Consider the following 267-nt stretch of genomic DNA (forward strand, 5'->3'; position numbering starts at 1 on the left):
CCGGGTTCCCGCTCGGCCGCGTTGCGGCGCGCCGCGCCCAAGGCCTTGTTCCGGCGGGCACTTCAGGCTCGAGGCCGGGCTGGTAGAAGTGGTCGAAGGCCGCCGCCCGGCGGCCGTCCGAGAGCAGCTTCAGGGTCGACGGATCGCTGATCTCGAAGGCGTCGAAGCCGCAACGGACCATGAACTGCATCTCGTCGAAGAGCACGTCGCCGACCGCGCGCATCTCGCCCCGGTAGCCGAGACGGCGCCGCAACAGCCAGCCCATGG

Annotated in this window: 1 protein-coding gene; it reads right to left on the minus strand. The window is 71.2% G+C overall.

The window, feature by feature from the left end; genetic code table 11:
• The coding region (locus RMT89_RS43435) for a DUF934 domain-containing protein (RefSeq protein WP_315889269.1) at positions 1 to 267 on the minus strand (267 nt) is incomplete at both ends.

Origin of the sequence: Streptomyces sp. P17 (genome assembly GCF_032436805.1) — a bacterium.
Classification (GTDB): domain Bacteria; phylum Actinomycetota; class Actinomycetes; order Streptomycetales; family Streptomycetaceae; genus Streptomyces.